This window comes from Shewanella fodinae (genome assembly GCF_014651955.1).
GTDB classification, from domain to species: domain Bacteria; phylum Pseudomonadota; class Gammaproteobacteria; order Enterobacterales; family Shewanellaceae; genus Shewanella; species Shewanella fodinae.
This window is the reverse complement of the sequence record NZ_BMXW01000012.1, coordinates 73,378-89,879: the sequence shown is the minus strand read 5'-3', so window position 1 is coordinate 89,879 and position 16,502 is coordinate 73,378. Positions and strand designations below refer to the sequence as shown.

The window sequence follows — 16,502 nt, the reverse complement described above, 5'->3', positions numbered from 1 at the left end:
GGTGCTCTCCTATTGATTCTTCAGATAGTAGGCTGGGGAAGTTCGGCTGACGCGCCAAGCGGGGTAACAACCGGCGATAATACTTGCCAGCAGCGCCAGCGCGATGGTCAACAGCAGCGTCAAACCATCGCTGTATACCACAGCGGCTTCATCACGACTGACCAAGGTTCTGACCAATCCCAATCCCAGCTGGCTGAGCGCAATACCCAGCAATCCACCGAGCACACCTATCACGCCACTTTCCACCAGATTTTGAATGAAAATGGCGCTGCGACTGGCCCCCAATGCGCGGCGAATGCCGGTTTCTGGAGCCTGCTTCAACAATTTGGCTAACAGCAACGCTATAGTGTTGATAATACACACCGCCAGAAATACCAATGCCAGCCAAGTCATCACTCGGGTATCGTTGCTGACCACTTGATTAAGTGCCAGCCATTGCGATGGTGTCGAAAGTGCATATTTGAAGTCGCGTTCAAAAAAATCCGTTTTCCGCTGCTCGTCAAAGTAGTTACGTAGATAACTGACAAATGCATTCTTAGTGTCGGCATCCGGTAATTCCACCCAGTACTGCATCCAGAAATAACGCTCCTGAAGGATCTGCTCGTACTGCTGCTCCGGTGTCAAGGGCTCTTGCGGCTGGGGTCGAGGGTGACTGGACGAATAGGTCATACTTCCATAGGGCATCATTTGTAATGCCCGATGTAAGCCAAAGGGCAGATAGATACTGGCATTGCCCCCAAAAGCACCCTGCGTCAGATCCTGCACCGAGGGCAGTGGATTGAAATCTTCAACCACACCTACGACTTGGTAAGGGCGACCATCCAGTTGCAGGCTGCGGCCAACTGAATTTTCACCATTAAACAAGCGCTGATTCATGGTCCGGTCAATCACCACCTGATAACGGGCGTCGTTATCGGCACTTTTGTCCCACACCTGTCCATAGATAAATGGCACGCCAAACAACGCAAAGAAATCGCGACTGGTAACTCGCACCAGTTCTTTGCTAGGCCGTACCTGATTGTTCTCCAGTGACAACGCTGCCGCCCAACGATGCATTGCCACCTGATGCAACGGGATGTCAGAGCGCAACAGTGTGGTCACGGTACGATAAGACAAAAGATAGGGTAAACCGTTAGTTAATTTGTTACCGCTGCTAGTGCCACCATCCCCTGCAGAGGCATTATCGATCTGCAAGGCGTACAGGGTATCGTTCTTGGCGGCTAGACCGTTAGTGGACATCACATGTTGCAGTGTCAGCATGGTCATGGAGACCGCTACCCCTACCGCCAATGTCAGGATCATCAGCAATGACATCACCGGGGTGCGCCGCACCGATAGCCATGCCAATTGCAGGTAATAACTCAGCATGGTGCCTCCTTATACCGCTGCCGCAGTCGCGTTGAAGCCATGAAAATCCGCGACCTCACCATCCACTATCTGGATGTTACGCTGGGCGCGATGCGCCAGATCCGGGTCATGGGTTACCATGATGATAGTGGTTCCTTGGCTGTTAATCTGTTCCAACAGTTCCATCACCTGCCTTGCCATAATAGAGTCGAGGTTACCGGTCGGTTCATCCGCCAGCAGGAAAGCTGGCTCTCCCGCTAAGGCTCTGGCAATGGCGGCACGTTGCTGCTGACCACCACTGAGCTGTGATGGCAGGTGCTTTTGACGGGCGGCTAGCCCCACCTGTTCCAATGCCTTATCAATACGCCGTTGCCGCTCCTTACGACCAAAACCGCGGTAACGTAACGGCACATCCACATTGTCATAAATATTCAGATCAGGAATAAGATTAAATCCTTGAAATATAAATCCTATTTTTTCATTTCTGAGTTTGGAACGAGCGCTGTCAGACAAACCGCTGACACTGATGCCATCCAGCATATAGCGGCCGTTATCAAACTGCTCTAGCAGTCCGGCAATGTTCAAAAAAGTAGTTTTTCCCGCACCGGAGGGGCCGGTCACCGAGACAAACTCGCCTGATTGCACATGCAGATTAAAATCCCGTAACGCATGTGTGGCAACGGTTTCGGTACGATAAACCTTGCTGATGTTTTCCATCTGCAGCATAGCTGTGTTCTCCCTGTTGTTTCAGGTCGTCAAAAATTCAGTTAGCGGCATATTGCGCCGCAGCGTAAAAAAATACGGCACACTCCTTGTGCCAACGTCGGGAAGTCTCCTTAAAAACTCAATCAGTTAGCAGTAAGCTATCGGCCGTTTTAAAACGACTGGTATCAGACACTATCACCTGCTGTCCGGGTTTAACGCCGCTGGTAATTTCAACATATTTGAAACCACTGGCACCCAGCGTCAGCGGCACTCGTCTGGCCTGATTACCCTCGACCACAAACACACTGCGACCGTTATCTGAGTCGACAAAACTACCGCGCTCAACGCGAACCACCTGCAGACGATTCTCCAGCAGGATCCGTCCTGACAGCCGCTGGTTCTGGCGGATCTGGGCGGGGGTTTCTGCCGAGAAACGTAACCTTGCCACCACCTGCCCGTTGGTAATTTCTGGACTGATTGCGGCGATTTGCCCAGGATACTGGCGACCATCGGAGGCGATCTCTACCGGCATACTCAGTGCCAGCTCGTTGGCATAGCTTTCGGGCACCATCACCTCGACTTCATAGCCGGATAAATCCACCACTGTCAGTAACGGCTGATAAGCGGGTACGGCGGCTTTCTGCGCTTCGGCGAGACTCCCCACCATGCCATCCACCGGCGACAACACTTGCAGGTTATCGGCTTGCCGCTGCCACTCTGCCACCAGCAGTTGCTGTGCTTTGATCTGCTGCGCCAGCGTTTCCTCTTCATAACGGATAGATTGCCGCACCAATTGCAGTGAGGCTTCGGATTGCTTGAACACCACCTCAGCACGAGCCAGCTCATCTTTGCTGCGCTGGTAGTCGCGATCGCTGATCACCTTATCCTGCCGAGCATCAGCGTTGCGCTGCAACTCGCGTTTGGCAGCGTTAAGGTCCACCTGCGCTAAATCCTGAGCCTGCTGTTTTTCCAGTAGATCCCGCTGCGCTTTAATACGGTGCTGCTCCAATTCCCCTTGCAACTGCGCCAGTGTTGCCTGCTGCTGTTTAAGCTGTGACGTGGTCTGGGGGCTGTCGAGCTGTGCCAACAGCTGGCCACTCTTTACTCGGTCCCCAGCCTTCACTTCATAGGTCACAATCCCTTGTGCAGTGCTATAAAGCGTCGGACTGTTCGCCGCGACGACTTTGCCCTGCACACTGAGATCCCGCAGGACATCGCCAGTAGATACTGTAGCGATCTGCACCGAAGCCCTAGGCACGGTCATATCGGTGGCGGCAGCTCTCTGCCAACGTTGTACCAACATCACTATCAGCACCACCACGAGCAGTGCAACGGCTGCGTACATGCCATAGCGGGATTTTGACTTCGGCTGCAGTATCACATCCTGGCCGGCGGTATCTCTGATCATATCGTTCCCCGAAAGTTGTCTGACAGTGATTAAACAAATCTCGGGCCAACATTTAACATATTGTTTTATATTGTTTTAATTTATATAAAGTGTCCGTTTTAGGTGTCCACCGTCCGCCCGGCGTCCGCGCCATTTTAAAGTCAGATTTCTAGTCTATGCTTAAAAGCAGCAGATACAGGTGCTTTTGAAAGGGGAATCTCATAATGAAATTTTTCAAACACTTACCTATTCGGGTACAGATAGCAACGCCAATTATGTTGCTGACCTTGCTGATACTGCTGCTGGCGGTCATTGGTTGGTATAACAGCACACAATTAGTGCTTAAAATCCGTATGCTGACAGACCATTTAGCGCCAGCTTCTGAGTTGGTGCTAAATGCTGATCGCGACCTGTATCAGGCAGAGGTGGCATTACGTGATTACAACACCCAAGCCCAGCAAAAGCTCGATAATGCCATTATTAAAAAGAGTCGTGATGCCATAGTGGAAAACCGGCAACAAGCTTATGATCGCATGCTGCAGTCGCGAGCCAAGGCGTCCATTGAAGGCGTGAAGCTCTATCCAGAACGGGATGCCGACTTTGAGCGGGCTTATAGCGAATGGAAAGCCATCACCGAGCAGATAATGCAAGCCGTGGAGCAACAGAATTACGACCAGGCATACCAGTTGTTAGTTGGCCCACACGAGCAGTTATTCAGTACTCTGCGCAGCTTTTACGACAAATTTGAGGAGGAGTTGACCGAGCAGCGCCAGCGGATCTCCGAGACCACATTGCAACAGGAAGCGCGACAGCTATACACCGTTCTCGGGATTGCCTGTCTGGCAATTATCTTTGGCGTACTGTTTACGCTGATTATTCCTAAAACCATCAGCGACACTATTAATGACGTCACCACTAAAATGAGCCAACTGAGCCAGTCCGGTGGCGATCTGACATTACGTTTACCCTCGATGGGAGATAATGAATTAGGCAAATTGACCAATGCCATCAACGGCTTTATTCACTATCTGCAACAGTTAATCCGTCAGGTAAACGAAGAAACTGGCCGTATCCATGCGCATACGACGGCACTGGTTGATGCCTCATCGTCCACCGGTAGCAGTGCTACCGAACAGTTTCGTCATATCGAAGATGCAGTCAGTGCCGTGTCGCAGATGAATAGCGCCGTAAAAGAAATCACTCATCAAACCCAGCAGTCTTCAGATAAAGCCCATAACGCCCAGCAGGAGATGGAACATTCGCACCAGCAGATCACCGGCACCATCGAACAGGTCTCCAGTTTGGTCGAAGACATGAACAATGCCATTAGCACCATCAAACAACTTGAGCAGGAAAGCAAAAATATTATTTCGGTACTGGATGTCATTGGTGGCATTGCAGATCAGACCAACCTATTGGCGCTAAACGCTGCTATTGAAGCCGCTCGCGCCGGAGATTCTGGTCGAGGCTTTGCCGTGGTTGCGGATGAAGTCCGGGCACTAGCGATGAAAACCCAAGAATCTACCCAGAATATTCAGGGGATGATCGATCGGCTGAACCAGGGTGTGAAACATGCCGTGGAGGTGATAAACCTCAGTTCTGAACGGGTTAATAGCACCGCTGACAAAGCGTCAGCGGCAGGCAACGCCCTAGATCAGGTCGTGGTATTGTTAGACGACATGTTAGGAATTTCTATCCAGATTGCCGCCGCAACCGAACAACAAAGTACCGTTATTGACCACATCAACCGCAATATGGAAAACATCAGCGAGCATTCCCATAACGTGCTGGCTAATGCCCGTAACACCTCGACCGCCAGTAGTGAAGTCTATGAATCATCACAACGACTCAGCCAGCAAATGCAGCACTTTCATGTGTAATAGCTAATTGGGTGCGCTGCCTTTGTGAACAACTACAGCAGCAAAGGCAGCAATAGCGCCAACGACACGCCAAACAAGCTCATCCCCAGCGCGGAAAACGCACCACATTCTTCGCTTTCTTCCAATGCTCTGACGGTTCCTATGGCATGGGCATTAATACCATAACTCAGACCTCGTGCAGCAGGTTCTGTCACCCGTGCAAGTTTCAACAACCAGGGCGCCAAGGCGGCCCCAAAAACACCGGTGATCATGACAAATGCTGCCGTCAACGACATGCTGCCACCGAGACTGTCTGATACCAGAATGGCTATCGGCATCGTGACCGAGCGCGGTGCCAAACTCATCTGCAACATCTCAGACCCGCCTAGCAGCCAGCAAAACAGCACACTGAGGATGACCGTCAGACTGCCGCCACAGAGCAAAGTTATCAGGATCGGGCCAAACAACTGGCGGATACGCCGCAGTTGGCTGTATAACGGCACCGCCAATGCTATCGTTGCCGGACCGATGAGAAATGCCACCGGCTCCGCCGCCACCTGATAGTCGCTATAGGGAACATCCAACAATAGCAACACCGTAATCACCATAGTGACCGCCACAATGACTGGCTGTAACAGCACAATTTTGCTTTTGCGATAAAACAGTAGTGCCACTTGAAAGGCGACCAACGTCAAGCCGACCGCAAATTCTGGCGTAGATTTTAATGCTTGCAGACTCGCCAGCAACGACTCAATCATGACGACCTCTTTTTTGCTGCTGACGGCGAATTAACCACTGCATCAACCAACCACTGAGAGGGATGGTGATCAGCATAGCGCCAAAGAGTGACCCGGCAATCACCAGCCATTGAGACTGCAGTGTGTCTAAGTTATTCATCAGCCCAACGCAGGGCACCACCAGCAGCAACGGCAGATACTGCAATAACGGTGACGCAGCGGCTTCTAACGACTTAGGCAAGCGCCCATAAAATAGCAGCCAGATAAACAGTAACAGCAACCCAATGATTGGGCCGGGCAAAGTTGGCAACAACCATTGCTGCAACAAGGCGCCTAATAATTGCAGTACTACCAGCCAAGTTAAACCATTAACAGGCAATTTGTCCTCCGGTGACTAACATCCGCAACGTATTGCGGTAAGGCTCAAGACTACCCTGTTTATCAGCATCTGCGAAGATAGCATTGAGCATCTCTGACGGCCTGAAAGCAACGGTTGATGATTGTTGCAACAAACAATAGCAATCCGGACTTGCAGATGACAATCAACTGAGGCAGTGTGATCTTGATCAAATATCAACAAAGGGAAGTATCATGAGTATTTATGACATCCAAGTCAAAACCATTACTGGAGACAATCAACTGCTAGCTGACTTTCACGGCAAAGTACTGCTGATTGTCAACACTGCCTCTAAGTGTGGCTTGACTGGCCAGTACGAACACCTGGAAGCGCTCTACAAAGCAAAAGCTGCTGATGGATTAGAAATCCTCGGTTTTCCCTGCAATCAATTTCTAGGTCAGGAACCTGGCGATGAAGCGGAAATCCAACAATTCTGCAGTATGAACTACGGCGTGACTTTCCCAATGTTCGCCAAAATTGACGTCAATGGTGAGCACCGCCATCCCTTGTACAAAGCATTAGTTCTGTCACAGCCTGAGGCGATAGCTGCCGCAGATGGCAAACTCAAAGCCAAACTTATCGAACTGGGCCAGGCACCAAAACACGATGAGGATATTTTATGGAATTTCGAGAAATTTCTTGTTGGCAAAGATGGCACAGTGCTGGCGCGTTTTGCACCGGATGTGACCGTTACTTCTGAGGTATTTCTAACAGCACTTAATAAAGCGCTTGCCTAAGTGAGTCACAAAGGATGGCATTGCCATCCTTTAAAAAAACGCATTCGAGCGTTATTCAACGCCAACCACCACCGCTGACGATGAGTATGAATCTCGCTGGGAACAGGACGATGTGTTCCGGTGTTATTGAGTATTCAATTATCAGCAGCAATTCGCTGACCGCTTGAGAGGTAAGGCATAACAGCTCGTGGAATACTCGGTAGCAGTCGTGCAACTTTCAGTAGTCAAACCCCGCCTGCGCCTTAACACCATGATCAAAGGCATGTCTGACATTCTGGATTTCACTGATCGTATCAGCCAGCTCCAGTAACTGCCGATGGCAATTACGGCCGGTGACGATCACATGTTGCAACGGCGGGCGATTTTTCAGCGCCAGCAACACCCGTTGCAGATCCAGATAGTGGAAGCTCAGCATGTAGGTCAGTTCATCTAACAGCAATACATCAATTGCGGGGTCTTGTAACCACCGTTCGGCTACCGCCCACGCCTTTTCTGCCGCTAGAGTGTCATTGGCACGATTTTGGGTATCCCAGGTAAATCCAGTTGCCATCACTTCAAAGCGTACACCGGCATTTTCCAGTAACTTACGCTCGCCACATGCCCAGTTACCTTTAATAAACTGCACAACTGCGGCATTTTTACCGTGGCCAACCGCCCGCGCCACCGTACCAAAACCTGATGTGGACTTGCCCTTACCATTGCCGGTCAGCACCAGCAAGATCCCCTTTTCATCGGTAGCAGCAGCGACTCGTGCATCGACCGCTTGCTTCAATTTTTGCTGCCGCGCTTGGTGGCGGGCATTGTCATCATGATTGTCCGTCACAATATTATCCTGGAAAACAAATTAACTACGGGTGGCAGCATTCCAGCCAGCTAACACAATTATGTAAACCAATACTTCGGCCAGTTGCTGTCCGGCACCGAGCGTATCACCGGTATACCCATCAATCTGATGGCGGAACCAACGCGCCAGAATAAAACGCAACAGTAGCAGCCCCACCACTAGAGGAATGAGCTGCCCGCGGGAAAACAACAGCATCACAATTAACCCGGTAACCAGCAGAAAGCTCAATTCATTAATGCTTTGGCGTTGCACCGGATGGCGGTTCAGCCCCTCTTCATGGACGCAGGTTTCACCAAAAATAAGGCTGGCGGCAGTGACTCGACTGAGCGTGTGTCCCAACACCAGCGCCAATGCCGTCAGTGTCGGATCATATAACGCCAACTCCATTAACAGCTCAAACTTGAGCAGCAATACCAACACCAATGCTAACACGCCATAACTGCCAAGCCGCCGTTCTTTCATCATTTGCAGTTTCTGTCCGGCAGAATCGCCAGCACCAAAACTGTCTGCGGTGACGGCCAGCCCGTGCTCGTCAAAACCACCGGTCAGCCAGACGCTGGTGATCATCGACAACACTATTGCAACCGACAATGGCAGGTAGAGCGACAACAGCCACAACACCAGCGCTGACAAACCGCCCACCAAGGTTCCGACCAACCCATAATAACGGCTGGCGCGATTGATGGTATCGTTGTCAGGACTGGTGCGTCGCAATAACGGAATACGGGTAAAAAAGCCAACGGCAATGACAAACAGCCGTAGCTGCTCCAGCCAGAAAGCCCATTTACCCATTAATTTGCTCCCGTTCCGTTGCTGTTACTGGCATCAACACCATCTACAGCCGCCATTTCATTGTAGAAGTTCACCGCAGAGTGCAGCAGTGGCATCGCCAGCGCAGCACCGGAGCCTTCACCCAGACGTAAATTCAGATGCAGCATAGGATGCGCATCTAGCCGTGCCAACAATTGCTTATGGCCATAGACCGCCGACTGATGTGCAAAAATCAGATATTCACGGACACCTGGAGCCAATTTTACCGCCGCCAATGCAGCTACCGATGAGGTAAATCCGTCGACCACGACAGGCACGCCAAACTCCGCAGCGGCTAGCATGGCACCGGTCATCTGCACAATTTCATAGCCACCGAGACAAGCCAATACCCGCACAGGATCTGTTAGATTGGCATAGTGTAGCTGCAAAGCACGCTCCACTATCATACGTTTGCGTTTCAGCGCTTCTTCATCAATACCTGAGCCGCGGCCAGTACATTCTGCGACCGGAATACCGGTGAGTGCAGCCATGACGGCGGAAGCCGAGGTAGTGTTACCAATGCCGATTTCCCCAACTGCCAACATATTGCTGCCGTTATAGATATGGCGCTTCACCAGTTCTTTCGCCATTCTGAAACCTTCAAAAACGGTTTCAATAGACATGGCTTCTTCTTGATGTATTGGTTTAGTGGCATCACCTAGACGCTGATTTACGACCTGGGGTAATGCCAACTGATGTCGGGTACCACAGTCAATCACTTCCAGTTCCAAGCCATTCTGGCGGCAAAATACGTTAATTGCCGCACCGCCTTTGACAAAATTCTCAATCATTTCGGAAGTGAGTTCGCTGTCACCCACTGATACGCCGAAATCGGCTACGCCATGATCAGCGGCAAAGACCAGCATCACCGGCTTCTTGATAGCAAGTTTATCTTCAGGAGATTTAAACTGGATACGTGCCAGCTTCAAGGCGACTTCTTCCAGCTTGCCGAGCGAACCACGTAACTTGGTTTTATGGTGTATCCGCGATTTGATGGCATCATCAAATGCGTGATTGACGGGAGTTACCGAATACATAATAGCTTGACCTTAATCTAGGTTAATACTGTCTGCGCTGATGCAGAACAGCCAAAAAAAATACACTGCCGATTGCCGACGTAATAATGCCGACCGGTAGTTCCTGGGTGGGTAACAGGCTGCGCGCTACCACATCTACCCACACCATAAATAACCCGCCTGCCAGTGCCGTTAGCATCATTGGATGCCTTCCCGGCAATAGCAAACGCAGCAGATGGGGCACCATCAGCCCCACAAAACCTATACCACCGCACTGTGCCACCAGTGTTGCAGTAATCAGTGAACACAATAACAACATTCCCAGTCGCATTTGCATCACCCTAACCCCCAAGGTGTGCGCGGTCTCATCGCCGCTCAGCATTGCTAGGATTTGTCGTCGGTAACCGACTATCAGTACCAGTGCCACTAAAACCACCACCACCGGCATCCACAGGGTGTTCCAGTCGGCTCGAGCAAAACTGCCCAAGGTCCAGAACAACAATGATGCGGTCGCCTGTGGCGTGGAAAAATACAATAATAGGCTGGTAAAGGCACCGAACATAAAAGACACCGCCACGCCGGATAACAACAAGCGTTCTACCTGACGTTCTGCCTGGCTCCCTGCCATTATCAGTACCAACAATACTGACAGACAGGCACCGGCAAATGCCCCTAATGGTAACGATACCCACGCCAGCCAAGTGCCACCGAGTAGCGTCATTGCCAATACGCCACCGAAAGACGCACCGGCACTGATGCCAAACAGATATGGGTCAGCCAAAGGATTCCGGGTCACACTTTGCAGCACATAGCCACATAGCGCTAGCCCACAGCCAGCAACAAACGCCAGCAACACACGCGGGAATCGCAACTCCCACACAATCCGTTGGTCGATAGCAGACACTTGCCCCATGCCTGCTATTTTGTGGCCCAATACCCGGGCAACTTCCAGTACCCCGATATTATCGGCAGCACCAAAAGCGGTCGCGGCCAGTGGCGTCACCAACAGCCCTAACAACACCACTAACCAGCAGCTCTGTAATCGCCTATCCACGCGTAATGGTGGGCTTTCACTTAGCGACATAAAGCGCTCCGCTATCACGTCGGGCTGCATCAACTTCAGCTTTATCCGCCACTAACGGCGAATAACCATAAAAATATTGGATCAACGGCTTGCCTGTCTGCGGATGCTGACTGATCCGACTGCAAACACCGAAGACATCACTCAGCCGCTGTTCTGTCAGCACAGCTGCCGCCTCCCCCACTGCTACCACTTGTCCCTGATGCAACAACAGCAAGTCATCGCACATCGCTGCCGCCAGATTGAGGTCATGGATTGAAGCGATAACACTCACACCAAGGCTTCTCACCAGCTCAAGGATCTGGATCTGATAACGGATATCCAGATGATTTGTCGGCTCATCAAGCAATAGCAACAAAGGTTTCTGCACAATAGCTCTGGCGATCAGCGCCCGCTGTTTTTCTCCGCCAGAGAGGTGCCGAAACACTTCATCCGCCAGCGAGCTCAGGCCCACCTGAGTCAATGCTGTGGCAACAGCATTATTATCCTCTGCTGAATCGCGCTCGAAAAGTCTTTTATAAGGGGTCAGACCGGTTGCCACCAATTGTCGTAAACTTAGCTCTAACTGAGGCGGAGTATCCTGCAGTACAACTGCAACCTGACGAGCAAAAACTTGCAGCGGCATGCGGTTGATGTTTTCACCAAACAACTGGATATGACCGGTATCTGGCCGGATGTAGCGGTACAAACATCGCAGCAAACTGGATTTACCGGCGCCGTTAGGGCCTATCAGGCCCAGCACTTTTCCTTTGGTTAAACTAAAGCTGACACCAGACAGAATCGATTTTTCGGCTACCGACCAGCAAATATTATCAGCCTTCAGTGCCGGCTTCATAGGCCGTCTCCAGCAACTTCATCATCTCAGGCTCAATAGGCTAACAGGATATGGTAGTCTGCCGCCAGTAATCAGCGCGGCAGACCACTGGTGATGTTTATAATTGCCAGTGTAGTTTTGGTAAACATTGCCATTCGCCATCAACTTCATGGGCATCCACCACAATTTTCAACAATGAACCATAAGGCAACTCTAGGCTGCTGAACACACCGCTCAATGGTGCCTGTCCCGGATTAAGCACTTCGCTGATAAGAGTGCGTATTACCCCGCCATGAGTGATCAACAAGGCATTGTCCTGCTGGCTACTCAGCAGTTCTTCTACCAAATCTTGCCAACCACGGTTAACACGCTGGTACAGTTCATTCACGGTTTCGCCATGAGGCGGCGTATGATTAAGGGGGTCAAGGGCATAAGCCGCAGTGGCTTTAGGATAGTCGGCCTGCAGCGCGACCATAGATTTACCGTCCCACTCACCAAAATTCAGTTCCTGCAACCAGTTAGCGGTTTGTAGCGGACGTTCAAAAAACTCCGGCATTTCGCTGGCAAGACTGTCGGCAAATAGGCTGCAACGCTGTAATGGTGAACTTAATAACAGCAATTTGCCTTCCGGCAGATGATCACACAGCTCACGCCAAGCGTTCCACATCTGCTCTTGTCCCTGTTCGCTCAGTGGCGAATCGGTACGGCCTCTTAGAATATCGCCATCGGCGCAGTTGCCGTGGCGCATCAAATATACTGTCAATTTTCTGTAGCAGGACATGATGGTTCCTTCGATTTAACTACCCGGGCTAAAGGGCAACATTTTCACCTTGCCGCAGAACGTTGTAATCCTTATTATGGACGTCTATACGTATAAACATCCAAAACAGCCCTGTAGTTATTCCGCAGCCATACTATGATGCTCGTTTACTGTCATAATCACAGTAATGTGATCTGGATCATAACTCAATTTTAAAAGTTTGTATTTGTTAATTTTTATTTTAGTAATAGGTAATTAAGGCTTCGAATGATTAACACTTCTTCCACCGTTGCAGCCCGACAAATTCATGATGCGCTGGCGCAACGAATTTTGATTATCGACGGTGCGATGGGCACCATGATCCAGAGCTTCAAGTTGGAAGAAGCCGATTATCGTGGCGAGCGTTTCCGTGACTGGCACTGTGATGTCAAAGGTAATAATGATCTGTTGGTATTAACTCAGCCACAGCTCATCAAGTCGATTCACCACCAATATCTGCAAGCCGGTGCCGATATTATTGAAACCAACAGTTTCAACGCTACCACCGTCGCCATGGCGGATTACGACATGCAGGCGCTGGTCAGCGAAATTAACGAACACGCGGCCAGACTAGCACGAGAGGCCGCCGATGAAGTGGCAGCAGCGACTGGAATACCCCGTTATGTCGCCGGGGTTCTAGGCCCCACAAACCGTACCTGTTCCATCAGCCCCGATGTCAACGATCCAGGATTTCGCAATATCCATTTCGATGAGTTAGTGGCTGCTTACATACAAGCCACAGAAGCGCTTATCAAAGGCGGCGCGGATATACTGATGGTGGAAACCGTCTTCGACACCCTCAATGCCAAGGCGGCGTTGTTTGCTATCGATGAAGTGTTTGAAAAGCTCGGCATACGACTGCCAGTGATGATTTCCGGTACTATTACCGATGCCTCCGGCCGCACCCTCACCGGCCAGACTACTGAAGCTTTTTACAACTCACTGCGCCACATCAAGCCGTTATCGTTTGGCCTCAACTGCGCGCTTGGGCCGAAAGAATTACGCCCCTACGTAGAAGAATTGGCCCGCATCAGTGAAACCTTTGTTTCGGTGCATCCCAACGCGGGGCTGCCCAATGAATTTGGCGGTTACGATGAAACCCCTGCGCAGATGGCCGAAGTCATAGGTCAGTGGGCCAAAGAAGGGCTGGTTAACTTAGTCGGTGGTTGCTGTGGGACAACTCCGGCGCACATTAAAGCCATCCGTGAAGCCGTCAGTCAGCATCAACCCCGGCAGTTACCCGAATTGCCCGTTGCTTGCCGTCTTGCCGGGCTGGAACCGCTGACCATAGACACCAACAGTCTGTTTGTTAACGTGGGAGAGCGCACCAACGTCACCGGCTCTGCTAAATTCTTGCGGTTGATTAAAGAGGGACAATTTGAAACCGCGCTTGATGTGGCTCGCGAACAGGTAGAAAGCGGCGCGCAGATCATCGACGTCAACATGGATGAAGGCATGCTGGACGGCGTGGAGATGATGCAGAAGTTTCTCAATCTTATCGCCTCTGAACCCGACATCAGCAAAGTGCCAGTGATGATCGACTCCTCCAAATGGGAAGTGATTGAAGCCGGATTAAAGTGCATTCAGGGAAAAGGCATCGTCAACTCTATCTCGCTGAAAGAGGGCGAAGCAACGTTCATCGAACATGCACAACTGGTAAAACGTTATGGTGCCGCGGCAATCATTATGGCGTTCGATGAACAGGGCCAAGCCGATACCCACGCACGCAAAATCAATATCTGTACCCGCGCCTACCGCATATTGGTCGATAAGGTAGGCTTTCCGCCAGAAGATATTATTTTCGACCCAAATATTTTTGCCATCGCCACCGGCATTGAAGAACACGACAACTACGCGGTGGACTTCATCAATGCCGTGAAAGATATCAAGGCTACCTTGCCGCACGCCATGGTATCTGGTGGGGTGTCTAACGTCTCCTTCTCATTCCGCGGCAACAACCCGGTGCGCGAAGCGATTCATGCGGTATTCCTGTATCACGCCATCAAGGCGGGCATGGATATGGGCATCGTCAACGCCGGGCAGTTGGCAATTTACGACGATATCGACCCCATTCTGAAGCAGCGCGTCGAAGCGGTAGTATTGAACCTGCCATGCCCAGTTGCTGGCTCCAGCAATACCGAACAGCTGTTGGATATTGCCGAAAAATTCCGTGGCGGCCAAAGCGGTGTTGGCAAACAGGAAGATCAGGCGTGGCGGCACTGGCCAGTGAACAAACGGCTGGAACATGCGTTGGTCAAAGGCATTACTGAATTTATCGATGAAGACACCGAAGCAGCCCGCTTGGCCGCGACTCGTCCGCTCGATGTGATCGAAGGGCCGCTGATGGATGGCATGAATGTGGTCGGCGATCTGTTTGGTGCCGGCAAGATGTTCCTGCCGCAAGTGGTGAAATCGGCGCGGGTGATGAAAAAAGCGGTAGCCTACCTGAATCCGTTCATTGAAGCAGAAAAAGTGCAAGGCTCCAGCAACGGTAAAGTCTTGATGGTCACCGTTAAAGGAGATGTGCACGACATAGGTAAAAATATCGTCGGCGTGGTACTGGCCTGTAACGGTTACGAGGTAATAGACCTCGGCGTGATGGTGCCAGTAGAACAGATAATCGAAACCGCCCGTAAAGAGCAGGTCGATATTATCGGTATGTCTGGGCTTATTACCCCCAGTCTGGATGAGATGGTACATAACGTCAAAACCTTTGCCCGGGAAGGCCTGACCATTCCGGCGATCATCGGTGGTGCAACTACCTCAAAAATTCACACGGCGGTGAAGATTGCCCCGCACTACCCACATGGAGCCATCTACATTCCAGATGCCTCCCGCGCCGTGCCAATGGTCAGCAAACTCATCAACGATGACACCCGCGCTAAGACCATCGCGGATATCTATACCGAATACGAAGTGATGCGCGAGAAACGCCTAGCACAGACCAAGCGCAAAACGCTGGTGCCATTGCAAGCCGCCCGCGACAACAAAGTGCAGCACGACTGGCAGGCCAATCCACCAGTGAAGCCAAAGCAATTGGGCATTCAGGTATTTGAGGATTATCCATTGGAAGATCTGGTCGAGCGCATCGACTGGACACCATTTTTCCGCGCTTGGGAGCTACACGGCCACTTCCCGGAGATTCTAGATGATATGGTGGTGGGGGAAGAAGCCCGTAAGGTATATGCCGATGGCAAAGCTATGTTGCATAAAATCATTGATGAAAAATGGCTCACCGCCAAAGCAGTATTTGGCTTATTCCCGGCCAATACCATCAACGATGACGATATCGAACTGTACGACAGTGAAGCGCGTCAACAAACTTTGCTGACCACCCATCACTTACGCATGCAGCTAGAACGTGTGGGTAATCATAACTTCTGTCTAGCAGATTTTGTTGCCCCCAAAGACAGCGGTGTTGCCGACTATATGGGTGCCTTTGCGGTCACTGCGGGTCACGGTATTGAGAAACACTTGGCAAAATTTGAAGCGGCCCACGATGACTACAGCGCTATCATGCTGAAATGTCTGGCAGACCGACTGGCTGAAGCCTTTGCTGAACGCCTGCATGAAAAGGTGCGTAAGGAGTTTTGGGGCTATGCCGCCGATGAAGACCTCAATAACGATGCGTTGATCCGCGAAAAATACAAAGGCATTCGCCCTGCCCCCGGCTACCCCGCTTGCCCTGATCACACTGAAAAAGGCTTGTTGTGGCAGTTGCTGCAACCGGATCAACGGATTGATCTCCGACTCACTGAAAGCTATGCCATGTATCCAACCGCAGCCGTTTCCGGCTGGTATTTTGCCAATCCGCAGTCACGCTATTTTGGCGTCACCAATATTGGTCGCGATCAGGTAGCGGATTACGCCCAGCGCAAGGGCATGACAATCGCAGAAGTGGAAAAATGGCTGGCACCTGTGCTGGATTATGACCCAGAGTAATCGGCGGCAACGCAAATAGTTGCCGTC

15 protein-coding genes are annotated in these 16,502 nt (G+C 51.1%); 3 read left to right on the top strand and 12 right to left on the bottom strand.

Annotation, left to right across the window (positions count from 1 at the left end):
* Positions 1-9: 9 nt before the first annotated feature.
* From IE064_RS11945 to IE064_RS11935, 3 genes are all read right to left on the bottom strand, one after another.
* On the bottom strand, positions 10-1,368 hold the full coding sequence (locus IE064_RS11945; RefSeq protein ID WP_189618018.1) for an ABC transporter permease: 1,359 nt from the start codon (positions 1,366-1,368) through the stop codon (positions 10-12).
* A gap of 9 nt (positions 1,369-1,377) precedes the next feature.
* Positions 1,378-2,073 (bottom strand): ABC transporter ATP-binding protein, encoded by a 696-nt coding sequence (locus tag IE064_RS11940; RefSeq protein WP_189618017.1) that lies wholly within the window; start codon positions 2,071-2,073, stop codon positions 1,378-1,380.
* A 118-nt stretch (positions 2,074-2,191) separates the two neighbouring features.
* Entirely contained in the window at positions 2,192-3,460 is a 1,269-nt protein-coding gene (locus IE064_RS11935) for an efflux RND transporter periplasmic adaptor subunit (RefSeq protein WP_189618016.1), read from the bottom strand.
* Positions 3,461-3,663: 203 nt separating this feature from the next.
* On the opposite strand from IE064_RS11935, the gene IE064_RS11930 reads away from it, so the two are divergent.
* Positions 3,664-5,319 carry a methyl-accepting chemotaxis protein gene (locus tag IE064_RS11930; protein WP_189618015.1) on the top strand — a complete coding sequence of 552 codons (1,656 nt, stop codon included), beginning with the start codon at positions 3,664-3,666 and terminating at the stop codon, positions 5,317-5,319.
* A gap of 32 nt (positions 5,320-5,351) precedes the next feature.
* Here IE064_RS11930 and IE064_RS11925 read toward each other — a convergent pair whose 3' ends face one another.
* From IE064_RS11925 to IE064_RS11915, 3 genes are read right to left on the bottom strand one after another with little or no spacing between them, the layout of a single operon-like run.
* Positions 5,352-6,056, bottom strand: coding sequence for an LrgB family protein (locus IE064_RS11925; RefSeq protein WP_189618014.1), 705 nt, complete (start codon positions 6,054-6,056; stop codon positions 5,352-5,354).
* Positions 6,049-6,414 carry a CidA/LrgA family protein gene (locus IE064_RS11920; RefSeq protein ID WP_189618013.1) on the bottom strand — a complete coding sequence of 122 codons (366 nt, stop codon included), beginning with the start codon at positions 6,412-6,414 and terminating at the stop codon, positions 6,049-6,051. Before IE064_RS11920 ends, IE064_RS11925 begins: the two co-directional genes overlap by 8 nt.
* A complete protein-coding gene (locus tag IE064_RS11915; protein WP_189618012.1) occupies positions 6,404-6,547 on the bottom strand; it encodes a hypothetical protein in 144 nt (47 codons plus the stop codon). The genes IE064_RS11920 and IE064_RS11915 overlap by 11 nt, the downstream gene beginning before the upstream one ends.
* A gap of 79 nt (positions 6,548-6,626) precedes the next feature.
* Here IE064_RS11915 and IE064_RS11910 point away from each other — a divergent pair, with 79 nt between their 5' ends.
* Positions 6,627-7,169: a glutathione peroxidase gene (locus IE064_RS11910; RefSeq protein WP_189618011.1), complete on the top strand. Its 543-nt coding sequence runs from the start codon at positions 6,627-6,629 to the stop codon at positions 7,167-7,169.
* 217 nt (positions 7,170-7,386) lie between these two features.
* On the opposite strand, the gene cobO is transcribed toward IE064_RS11910, so the two are convergent.
* The 6 genes from cobO to IE064_RS11880 form a co-directional block, all read right to left on the bottom strand.
* Positions 7,387-7,992: a cob(I)yrinic acid a,c-diamide adenosyltransferase gene (gene cobO, locus IE064_RS11905; RefSeq protein WP_229800012.1), complete on the bottom strand. Its 606-nt coding sequence runs from the start codon at positions 7,990-7,992 to the stop codon at positions 7,387-7,389.
* A gap of 21 nt (positions 7,993-8,013) precedes the next feature.
* Complete coding sequence (locus IE064_RS11900) at positions 8,014-8,805, bottom strand: adenosylcobinamide-GDP ribazoletransferase (RefSeq protein ID WP_189618010.1); 792 nt, start codon at positions 8,803-8,805, stop codon at positions 8,014-8,016.
* Entirely contained in the window at positions 8,805-9,860 is a 1,056-nt protein-coding gene (gene cobT, locus IE064_RS11895) for a nicotinate-nucleotide--dimethylbenzimidazole phosphoribosyltransferase (protein WP_133037909.1), read from the bottom strand. The genes IE064_RS11900 and cobT overlap by 1 nt, the downstream gene beginning before the upstream one ends.
* A gap of 22 nt (positions 9,861-9,882) precedes the next feature.
* Entirely contained in the window at positions 9,883-10,923 is a 1,041-nt protein-coding gene (locus IE064_RS11890; protein ID WP_133037910.1) for a FecCD family ABC transporter permease, read from the bottom strand.
* The gene (locus IE064_RS11885; protein ID WP_189618009.1) at positions 10,910-11,755 is read right to left on the bottom strand and encodes an ABC transporter ATP-binding protein; all 846 of its coding nucleotides are present in this window, start codon (positions 11,753-11,755) and stop codon (positions 10,910-10,912) included. Before IE064_RS11885 ends, IE064_RS11890 begins: the two co-directional genes overlap by 14 nt.
* Before the next feature lie 97 nt (positions 11,756-11,852).
* Positions 11,853-12,515, bottom strand: coding sequence for a histidine phosphatase family protein (locus IE064_RS11880; protein ID WP_189618008.1), 663 nt, complete (start codon positions 12,513-12,515; stop codon positions 11,853-11,855).
* 246 nt (positions 12,516-12,761) lie between these two features.
* Here IE064_RS11880 and metH point away from each other — a divergent pair, with 246 nt between their 5' ends.
* Positions 12,762-16,475 carry a methionine synthase gene (metH, locus tag IE064_RS11875; RefSeq protein WP_189618007.1) on the top strand — a complete coding sequence of 1,238 codons (3,714 nt, stop codon included), beginning with the start codon at positions 12,762-12,764 and terminating at the stop codon, positions 16,473-16,475.
* The last annotated feature ends 27 nt before the right edge of the window (positions 16,476-16,502 follow it).

Bases quoted from the DNA above. Each gene is read 5' to 3' on its own strand.
- IE064_RS11900 (WP_189618010.1), bottom strand. From the start codon at position 8,805: ATGGGTAAATGGGCTTTCTGGCTGGAGCAGCTACGGCTGTTTGTCATT.
- IE064_RS11940 (WP_189618017.1), bottom strand. From the start codon at position 2,073: ATGCTGCAGATGGAAAACATCAGCAAGGTTTATCGTACCGAAACCGTT.
- IE064_RS11945 (WP_189618018.1), bottom strand. From the start codon at position 1,368: ATGCTGAGTTATTACCTGCAATTGGCATGGCTATCGGTGCGGCGCACC.
- IE064_RS11880 (WP_189618008.1), bottom strand. From the start codon at position 12,515: ATGTCCTGCTACAGAAAATTGACAGTATATTTGATGCGCCACGGCAAC.
- IE064_RS11910 (WP_189618011.1), top strand. From the start codon at position 6,627: ATGAGTATTTATGACATCCAAGTCAAAACCATTACTGGAGACAATCAA.
- IE064_RS11930 (WP_189618015.1), top strand. From the start codon at position 3,664: ATGAAATTTTTCAAACACTTACCTATTCGGGTACAGATAGCAACGCCA.
- IE064_RS11890 (WP_133037910.1), bottom strand. From the start codon at position 10,923: ATGTCGCTAAGTGAAAGCCCACCATTACGCGTGGATAGGCGATTACAG.
- IE064_RS11885 (WP_189618009.1), bottom strand. From the start codon at position 11,755: ATGAAGCCGGCACTGAAGGCTGATAATATTTGCTGGTCGGTAGCCGAA.
- cobT (WP_133037909.1), bottom strand. From the start codon at position 9,860: ATGTATTCGGTAACTCCCGTCAATCACGCATTTGATGATGCCATCAAA.
- IE064_RS11935 (WP_189618016.1), bottom strand. From the start codon at position 3,460: ATGATCAGAGATACCGCCGGCCAGGATGTGATACTGCAGCCGAAGTCA.
- IE064_RS11925 (WP_189618014.1), bottom strand. From the start codon at position 6,056: ATGATTGAGTCGTTGCTGGCGAGTCTGCAAGCATTAAAATCTACGCCA.
- metH (WP_189618007.1), top strand. From the start codon at position 12,762: ATGATTAACACTTCTTCCACCGTTGCAGCCCGACAAATTCATGATGCG.